This window comes from Deltaproteobacteria bacterium (assembly GCA_016930875.1).
Lineage (GTDB): Bacteria > Desulfobacterota > Desulfobacteria > Desulfobacterales.
Genome location: JAFGFW010000149.1, coordinates 1 through 8,276 on the forward strand (window position 1 = coordinate 1; position 8,276 = coordinate 8,276).

Genomic DNA, 8,276 nt, shown 5'->3' on the forward strand with positions numbered 1-8,276 from the left:
AAAACCGATAAAAAGGTTCTTCGTCGTATCAATACCCTCATCAAAGAAACGAAACGAAATCCATTTGAGGGTATCGGAAAACCTGAACCACTTAAACATGCTCTTTCCGGCTACTGGTCCCGACGAATCACTGATGAACACAGGTTCGTTTATAAAGTATCTGAAAATGCGATTCATATCGCCCAGTTGCGCTACCACTACTGATCATTTCCTGTAGCCCCAATGCCGAGCTGATCGGCATTCGCGCCGCCGCAGGCGGCGCGAACAACTCCTTATCCCGAAAATTTTCCGCATTTTCCTTTTCTCCAATACCAATATATGGGGGTAAATGCGGAATTCGTGAGTTCAGAGCTTGCTCACATCATGACTTGAAATGCTCATGAGCCATAAGAGGGTGTCTTTGCCTGCTTGACCTGTGGATCTAATTTTTCAAGGCGAAGCCCCTCGTAAGGTGGCCAAAAGTTACAAATAACTATTTATTTTCTCATTATGGATGCGTGGCGCATATAGCTGACAAAGTATTTCGGATTAGGACTCCATGTCATCCACTCCGGGGGGATTCACCCAGGGAATGCGAAATTATGTATCCGAATTTATACCATCGTATTGACCCTTTCTGTAATACTGATATATGAACAAAAAGCAGAATGATGGAAGGGTACACTTGAGGGCTTCAAGAAGCTTCTGAAAGACGCATGAAGGATCCGTTTTTAGAAAGACAAAAGGCCCATTCAGAGAATAAGCTCAAAGATAAGGCCTGTAATTTTACAAGCAGGTATTTTGCTGTTTACGATTTGCAGTGCCTGGCCGAATCCAATCCTGAGATTATCGGCCCGGATACCACTCTCATCCTGGAAGAGCTTCTCACAGACCCGGAGTTTTCTCTTCAAAGACGAGGGTTCTTCCTGTTCAAGCTGGCCGCGGACACACTGGCCTGTATTATCACTAATTCCCAAGAAAGAACCATGGCCGACCAGGCATACTGCGCTCTCAAGAACGTCCTTGCCACAACCACCGGACATGCTCACAGAGTAAGCACTGAAGCCCTGGGTAGCCTCCCCTTTTCAATTCAAGGCCCGGGCCTAAAGGACGTCACCACAAACAATGTGCCTCGCGTAAGCTGGCAGCAGATATTGGATGAAAAGGGCCTCAGAATATCCTATCCCGGCGCTTTTTTCGGAAGAAGTCTCGTTGCTCCACTCGATCAAGCAGATGAATTACTGGTCTTGAAACTGGCCCGGCCTAACGATTCTCCTCACTCCCTCACCCGAGAAACGCTTTGGATGGAACATCTTCGTCAAGGAGTCTATTCTTTCCCTTTGAGGTTCAATATCCCTTTGCCCATGAAGATAGAGAATAGCTATGTATTCAGCTTAAAGAATATGCCTGTAGAGTTGCCCGGCACACTGGATCTTCATCCAAAACGTTATGCAATAGGTTTTATTGCTGACAGGGATTATTTCACCTATGCCAACGATTACATGAAAAATAGACCGCCGGCCAGCGAGGGATTCAAAGATATTGTCTTCAGAAATGCCCGGTTGCTGGGAAGACTGACCTCTTTGGGCATTGTCCATTCCGCCCCCATCCCGCTCTTTCATAACCGGGTTCAAAGGGGCAGAAGAAGAGATCATGGCCTTTACGAATGGTTCCGAGCAGGCAGGCTTGACAGGTGGCTCGATTCCTGCTCCTATCCCAATCTTGGTCTTACGGGCATCAGGGACTTCGAACACTTCATTGCCTTCAAAGGCCCGAACCGGCATCTTTACCGCCATATTGGCAGCCATATCTTGAGCCTGTTACTGGTTGCAGGCAGCTATTTTCGCAACAAGAATAGAGCCAGAATAGGATTTGACAAGCACGGAAAGCCAGTGGATGCCCGCGACCTTTTTGACAAACCAGTCCTTAAGAAGATCATACAAGGCATTTTTCTCAATTACTACCATGGCTTTGTAGAAACAGAATTCACGGGAGACCTACCTTTCAATGTCGATGAACTTACTTGCCGGATGATCGACGAAATGGGTGTAGATCGTCATATGGAAGAGATGCTAAGAGTTGCAGACCAAAAGGAAATGACCAAAGAAGAATTCAGGTCTTTCTTGAGAGAGAGGGGATATTGTGACGATGAGATAGACAAACTTCAGAAAGGAATCAAAGACATTGTTCTTCACACCGGTCCACATCTGGGTGGATTCAACGAAAGCATATCTCTACCGGAACTCATCGAGTCAGTAGGCACAATGTCTGCTTTGTGTATTGTTGGCAGATATTGGAGAGAACACTTCTGACATCATATCTTGCCCAGCTCCCTTTCTATCTCATCAAATATGTCTTCCACCTTGTACAAAATTTGATCAACCTTAGCCAAATGCCAGTCGGCAATTTGTTCTTCTATTTCTTCATAATGCCGGTGCAGAGTAATCCTGTGCTGAAGAAGGATTTCTCTGAAAGGTGGGTCCCCTTCCAGTTCATAGAGCAGTCTGTCAAGCCTTCCCACAATTTCAAACAGGGAAGGCCCTTTTTCCACCCATGCCTCGTCCAGGAAACTGAGGCGACGGGCAATTTCGGGGTAGGCTTCACCCAGACCTTTCTTGTAATAGGGAAGAATGCTCACTTTCATTTGCATGTATTTACTCATCATGTATCACTCCTATTTACGCACTGGCACTGCCAGGCTCAGGTATCTTCCATTTTCTTCAAACATCACTTTCTTGTCCACCATCATTTTCAAGAAAGGGACGATCTTCTCCTCTCCCGCTTTTGGAAAGCGCGCCGCGATGCTCTTAAGGGAACGATGCCTTTCACAGAAAAGGTAAATCGCCATGGACGTTCCCACAAGACGGTGAGTCAACGGGGCTGCCTGAAAGCGCCTCTCGCGAATGATCAAGAAATCTCTTCCATCGCGAAAACTAAGGATGGGGGAACAGGAAGGGCCTTGGTGGAGTTTGTCATAAACCTTTTTCCAGGCCCTCATTTTTTTCTTCACGGGTTGCCACAATTTTCTTTGATATGAAAGGTCACCCCTGTAGGACTGGATCATAAAACGCATAGACCGGCAAATATCAGGTGTGAACATGAGCGCATAGTAAGGATGATTAAAGGTTGCCTTCAGACCAAAGGAACCGGGATTTTGCCACACCGGACTTCCAAGGCCAAGCCAAAAATGGACAAATCTCAAGGGCCGAAAAGGCACGGCAAATTCAAGCGTACGAAGGGTCTCATCCACATCTTCAGCATCGCTACCCGGAAAACGGAGGATGAGATTTGAGATGTTTGAAATCCCCAACTCTTCACAGTGCTTCATGATTTCCAGGTTCTGGATGGCTGTGGTGCCCTTGTTGAGTTTTCCAAGGAGTCGAGTGCTCAACGCCTCAATCCCGATCTGGACCTTGTGGGTTCCCGCAGCCTTCATGGCATTGAGAACGTCACGTGGCGTGGTCGCCCTGAGCTCTGCAAAAAGGCGGAAGTCCTTTTCCAGCGCAGCAAGTTGGGAAAATATCTCCTTGGACTGGCGCAGCGGAAGAAGGTTATCCATAAAGGCCACAGAAAGGGCCTTGTACTTTGTGGTCAAGTAATCAACCTCAGAGACTATTTGAGACACGCCCTTGGATCTGTACCCATTCCACTGAAGATTCAAGTTACAAAAGGCACACCCCCCCGTACGTTTCGAAGAAGGCTTCGCAGACCGCCACCAGCATCCCCTGGATACTTCAGCAGGAAGGGTCGGGAAAAACCTCTTTTCAGGATCCAGTGTCTTTAAGAGATAAAAGTAGTCGTCATAGTCCGGGGGCGGCAGGTTGTTAAGGTTTTCCAGTTGATAAAAAGTGACAGGGGTATCGGCTTCTCTCTCTTGCCTCGTGACAACACCTGAAATAGGGCGAAAGTCATCATTCCCCAGCGAGTCCCTCACCTGACAGATAAGTGCGCTCAGGGGCAGTTCACCTTCGCCATTTATCGCAAAGTCCACGTCGGGAAAAAACTTAAGGAGTCCAGAAATCATGTCCCCGGCAAATGTGGAACCGCCCACCACAATAGGCAAATGAGGAAACCCCTGTTTGATGCGTTTGATGAAATAAAGCGATGATGTGAGCTGACAGAGACAGATGGAAAAACCCGCAAGCCCACATCTCGCCCAGTCCACCGCACGGATAAGCCCATCAGACTCATCCTTGATCTCAGAGGTCAGGGCATCGAAATCAACGTTGCGAAGCTCTGCCTGGCCCTTTGCCTCGCCGTAAAAAATCTTTTTGATCTCTTTCTTACGTTCAGGAAATAACAGGGCGCCGTACACGGACTCTGCCAGCCAGGTCCTTTCCGAGATCGCCTGGTAGAGCTTGTACCCGATCCTTTCCGCCACTTTAAGATAAAGATGAAGTGCCTGTATATTCAGATCAGGAAACCGGCCTTTCAAATAGGCCTTCAGCGCACCAAGCTGAATAGAAGGCCGGCTGTAAAGAGGCCATGGCGTTGAAACCAAGACAATACGTTCGAGTTGATCCGCGCGCTCTGTCTTCATCTTAGGCCCATGTCCAGTTCCCGCAAGTCTTTGATCTGGTCTCTAAGCTCTGCTGCCCTTTCAAAGGCCAAAACCTTTGCTGCCCTTTTCATCTCTTCCTCAAGCTCCCGGATGATTTCCTCAAGCTCGTCCCCTGATTTGTATTTGACAGAAGGTTCTGAAACCGCTGGCACGGTCACGTAGTCAGCCTCATAGACGGAGGTGAGGATGCTGGTTATCTCCTTTTGTATGGTCTCTGGAGTGATACCGTGTTTCTTATTATAGGCCGCCTGAAGGCTTCGTCTCCGGTTTGTCTCATCAACGGCCCTCTGTATGGAACGTGTCACACGATCTGCGTAGAGAATCACCGTGCCATAGACGTTTCTTGCAGCCCGACCACAGGTCTGGATCAGAGACCGCTCCGAACGAAGAAACCCCTCTTTGTCAGCATCCAGGATGCCTACGAGGCTGACCTCAGGCAGATCCAGGCCTTCTCTGAGAAGATTGATGCCCACAAGTACGTCAAAGACCCCCAGACGAAGGTCGCGAATAATCTCGGTTCGTTCCATGGTCTTAATATCAGAGTGAAGATAACGGACCCGAATGCCCAAATCCTCGTAATAATCCGTGAGATCCTCTGCCATGCGTTTGGTCAGCGTCGTCACCAGGACCCTTTCGTTCCGTTCTTCCCTAATCCTGATCTCTTCAAGCAAATCGTCCACTTGGCCTTCAGCCGGCCTGATGATAACCTCTGGATCAATAAGTCCAGTCGGACGTATGACCTGCTCCACAACACGACCCTCGCCCTTCTCAATCTCATAGTCTCCAGGAGTGGCCGACACAAAGATAACCTGGGAAATCTTTTGGATGAATTCCTCAAAGTTCAGTGGCCTGTTGTCCAGGGCTGAGGGAAGCCTGAACCCATATTGCACCAAGGTCTCCTTTCGGGATCGATCTCCGTGGTACATGCCTCGAAGTTGAGGCACCCCAATATGGCTCTCGTCAATAAAGAGTAGATAGTCTTTTGGGAAGTAGTCAAGCAGGGTCGGGGGCGGCTCTCCAGGGCTCCTTCCCGTCAGATGTCGCGAGTAGTTCTCAATTCCGTGACAGTAACCGAGTTCCTGCATCATCTCCAGGTCAAAATTGGTGCGCTCCTCGATACGTTGCGTCTCAATCCATTTTTTGGCTGCCCTGAAATGATCAATACGCCCCTTAAGTTCCTCTTTGATGGATTTCACCGCATTCTTCAGAGTTACCCTCGAAGCCACGTAATGACTGGCTGGGAAGATGACTACTTTTTCAATCGACCTCAGGACTTTGCCTAAAAGCGGGTCTATTTCATGGATTTGCTCAAGGGTATCACCGAAAAACTCAATGCGAATGGCCTTTTGATCCTCATAGCTCGGGAAAATCTCCACGCGGTCTCCCCTTACGCGAAAGGTGTCTCGATGGAAATCATAGTCGTTTCGGGTGTACTGCATGGAAACGAGCCTGCTGAGCATCACATCTCGCTCAATGGTAGCCCCAGGCTTGAGTTCAAGGCACATTTCAAGGTAGTCTTCAGGGGCTCCAAGGCCAAAAATGCACGATACGCTGGCTACAACGATCACGTCACGGCGGGCAAGGAGAGACCGGGTGGCCGAGTGCCGTAACCTGTCAATCATCTCATTGATCGAAGCATCTTTTTCAATGTAGGTGTCAACTGCAGGCAGGTACGCCTCAGGCTGGTAATAGTCATAGTAGCTAACAAAAAATTCGACGGCATTTTCAGGAAAGAGCGTATTGAACTCGCCGTAAAGCTGGGCGGCCAGCGTTTTGTTAGGGGCAATGACCAGGGTGGGTTTCTGGACCTGGGCAATCACATGTGCCATGGTAAAGGTTTTGCCAGAACCTGTCACACCCAGGAGCACCTGGTTGCGCCCCCCCTGCGTTACGCCCTTGCTCAGCGCTTCAATGGCCTTGGATTGGTCGCCTTTTGGCGCAAAACTGGAGATCAACCTGAAGGAAGACAATGAACAGCTCCGCTGCGCTCCATCCGCCTGAGGCAGAGGACAACAGCATGTTGGAACGCCGGAAAGTTGGAACGGAAAGAAGCAGTGCGGTTTCCACTATTCTCATACTTCATGATTACATCATGCCAGTATTTCACTTGGCTAAGTCTTGATCTTCCAGATTGTCCTATCCGGCCGATCCTCAAGCACAACGTTCATGGCGGTAAGCTGATCACGAATTTGGTCAGCCCGGGCCCAATTCTTCTGCTGCCTCGCTTCGATCCGCTCAGCGACGAGTCCCTCCACCAAGGTCTCATCAATTGTCTCATCCTCTAAGGCCTTAGCCTTCTTCTGTTCAAAAAAATGAGAAGGCGACTCTGTCCCAATTCCGAGAACTTCTCCCACACGCACCAAATCTGCCCGGACAGACCTAAGCATCGCCTGATCCAGCGCCTCCCCTTTTTCTCCCGTATCATCCATAACCCGGTTCAGCCGTCGCACTGTGTCAAACACAAGTCCAATGGCCCTGGCTGTGTTAAAATCATCATCCATGGCCTCGCAACACCGTACCCAAAGGTCCCCTGGTTCTTCTTCATCAAGGTCAGGCGCATCCATCCCTATGGATTGGGCCATCCTCCCTAACAAGGCATATATCTTCTCAAGGCCGGTTTCAGCCTCTGTCATGGCCTTTTTTGTGAAATCGACCGGGCTTCGATAATGACTGGAAAGGAGAAACAGGCGAACCATCTCAGGGTGATACTGTTTCAGAATGTCCTTGATCATCAAGAAATTCCCAAGCGATTTGGACATCTTCTCCTGATCAATCCGGACAAAACCGTTGTGTATCCAGAAATTCACAAAGGTCCCTCCAAAGGCTCCTTCAGATTGGGCAATCTCGTTTTCGTGATGTGGAAACACCAAGTCCTTGCCCCCACCGTGGATATCAAAGGGCTGCCCCAGAAAGTGTTTGCTCATGGCCGAGCATTCTATGTGCCAGCCCGGACGACCTTTTCCCCAGGGGCTGTTCCACACGGGCTCACCTGGTTTGGCCCCCTTCCAAAGGGCAAAATCGAACGGATTCCGCTTGTTCTCGTCGACCTCCACTCTGGCCCCCGCCTGCATATCCGCTAACCTGCGACCCGAAAGCTTGCCGTAACCCTTGAAACGTTCCACCGCGTAAAAGACGTCGCCTCCAGCCTCATAGGCTAGTCCTTGCTCAAAAAGGCGCTGGATCACACTGATGATCTCGGGAATATGCTCTGTGGCTCTCGGCTCCTCAGTTGCCCGCTCCACCCTGAGGGCATCCATGTCTTCATAGAATTCATGAATATACTTTTCTGACAGTTCGTTGGTCGAAATGCCCAGTTCGTTGGCCCGGTTAATAATCTTGTCATCAATGTCAGTGAAATTTCGCACATAACTAATGTCATAGCCTGTGGCCTTGAGATAGCGGACAATCACATCGAACACGACCACAGAACGGGCGTGGCCAATATGACTTGCATCGTAAACCGTGGGCCCACACACATAGATCTTGACCTTGCCAGGCTCTATGGGTTCAAAGATCTCCTTTTTTCTGGTCAAGGTGTTGTAGATTTTCAGCATAGCCAACTGTCTGTTGAACCCGTTTCTAATTCCTCAATCCCTGAATTCCCAAATTCCTCAATTATTTGTGAGCAGGGACTAAGGGCTCGTCACTCAATAACTGTCACATCTTGCTCGTCTTTTGGGCCGTCTTCTGCGTTGCTCGGTTGGTCACATACCTCGGTATGCTCCCGCCCGAGTGC

The 8,276-nt window shown here is 49.3% G+C and carries 6 protein-coding genes; 2 read left to right on the forward strand and 4 right to left on the reverse strand.

Annotated elements, in window-relative coordinates:
* Together JW883_12885 and JW883_12890 are read left to right on the forward strand one after the other, a co-directional pair.
* The coding region (locus tag JW883_12885; GenBank protein MBN1843160.1) for a Txe/YoeB family addiction module toxin at positions 1–204 on the forward strand (204 nt) is incomplete at its 5' end.
* Between the two features lie 491 nt (positions 205–695).
* Positions 696–2,291 (forward strand): SidJ-related pseudokinase, encoded by a 1,596-nt coding sequence (locus JW883_12890; GenBank protein MBN1843161.1) that lies wholly within the window; start codon positions 696–698, stop codon positions 2,289–2,291.
* A gap of 2 nt (positions 2,292–2,293) precedes the next feature.
* Here the strand turns inward: JW883_12890 and JW883_12895 are convergent, their stop codons facing one another.
* The 4 genes from JW883_12895 to JW883_12910 all read right to left on the reverse strand — a co-directional run bounded on the left by JW883_12895 (position 2,294) and on the right by JW883_12910 (position 8,094).
* Positions 2,294–2,644, reverse strand: a complete 351-nt coding sequence (locus JW883_12895; GenBank protein ID MBN1843162.1) for a hypothetical protein — start codon at positions 2,642–2,644, stop codon at positions 2,294–2,296.
* A 9-nt stretch (positions 2,645–2,653) separates the two neighbouring features.
* Positions 2,654–4,519, reverse strand: coding sequence for a RiPP maturation radical SAM C-methyltransferase (locus tag JW883_12900; GenBank protein ID MBN1843163.1), 1,866 nt, complete (start codon positions 4,517–4,519; stop codon positions 2,654–2,656).
* Positions 4,516–6,510 (reverse strand): excinuclease ABC subunit UvrB, encoded by a 1,995-nt coding sequence (gene uvrB, locus JW883_12905; protein MBN1843164.1) that lies wholly within the window; start codon positions 6,508–6,510, stop codon positions 4,516–4,518. The genes JW883_12900 and uvrB overlap by 4 nt, the downstream gene beginning before the upstream one ends.
* 141 nt (positions 6,511–6,651) lie before the next feature.
* Positions 6,652–8,094 carry a cysteine--tRNA ligase gene (locus tag JW883_12910; protein MBN1843165.1) on the reverse strand — a complete coding sequence of 481 codons (1,443 nt, stop codon included), beginning with the start codon at positions 8,092–8,094 and terminating at the stop codon, positions 6,652–6,654.
* Between the last annotated feature and the right edge of the window lie 182 nt (positions 8,095–8,276).

Excerpts from the sequence above, each read along its gene's own strand:
- JW883_12890 (MBN1843161.1), top strand. The coding sequence starts at position 696 with ATGAAGGATCCGTTTTTAGAAAGACAAAAGGCCCATTCAGAGAATAAG.
- JW883_12895 (MBN1843162.1), bottom strand. The coding sequence starts at position 2,644 with ATGATGAGTAAATACATGCAAATGAAAGTGAGCATTCTTCCCTATTAC.
- JW883_12900 (MBN1843163.1), bottom strand. The coding sequence starts at position 4,519 with ATGAAGACAGAGCGCGCGGATCAACTCGAACGTATTGTCTTGGTTTCA.
- JW883_12910 (MBN1843165.1), bottom strand. The coding sequence starts at position 8,094 with ATGCTGAAAATCTACAACACCTTGACCAGAAAAAAGGAGATCTTTGAA.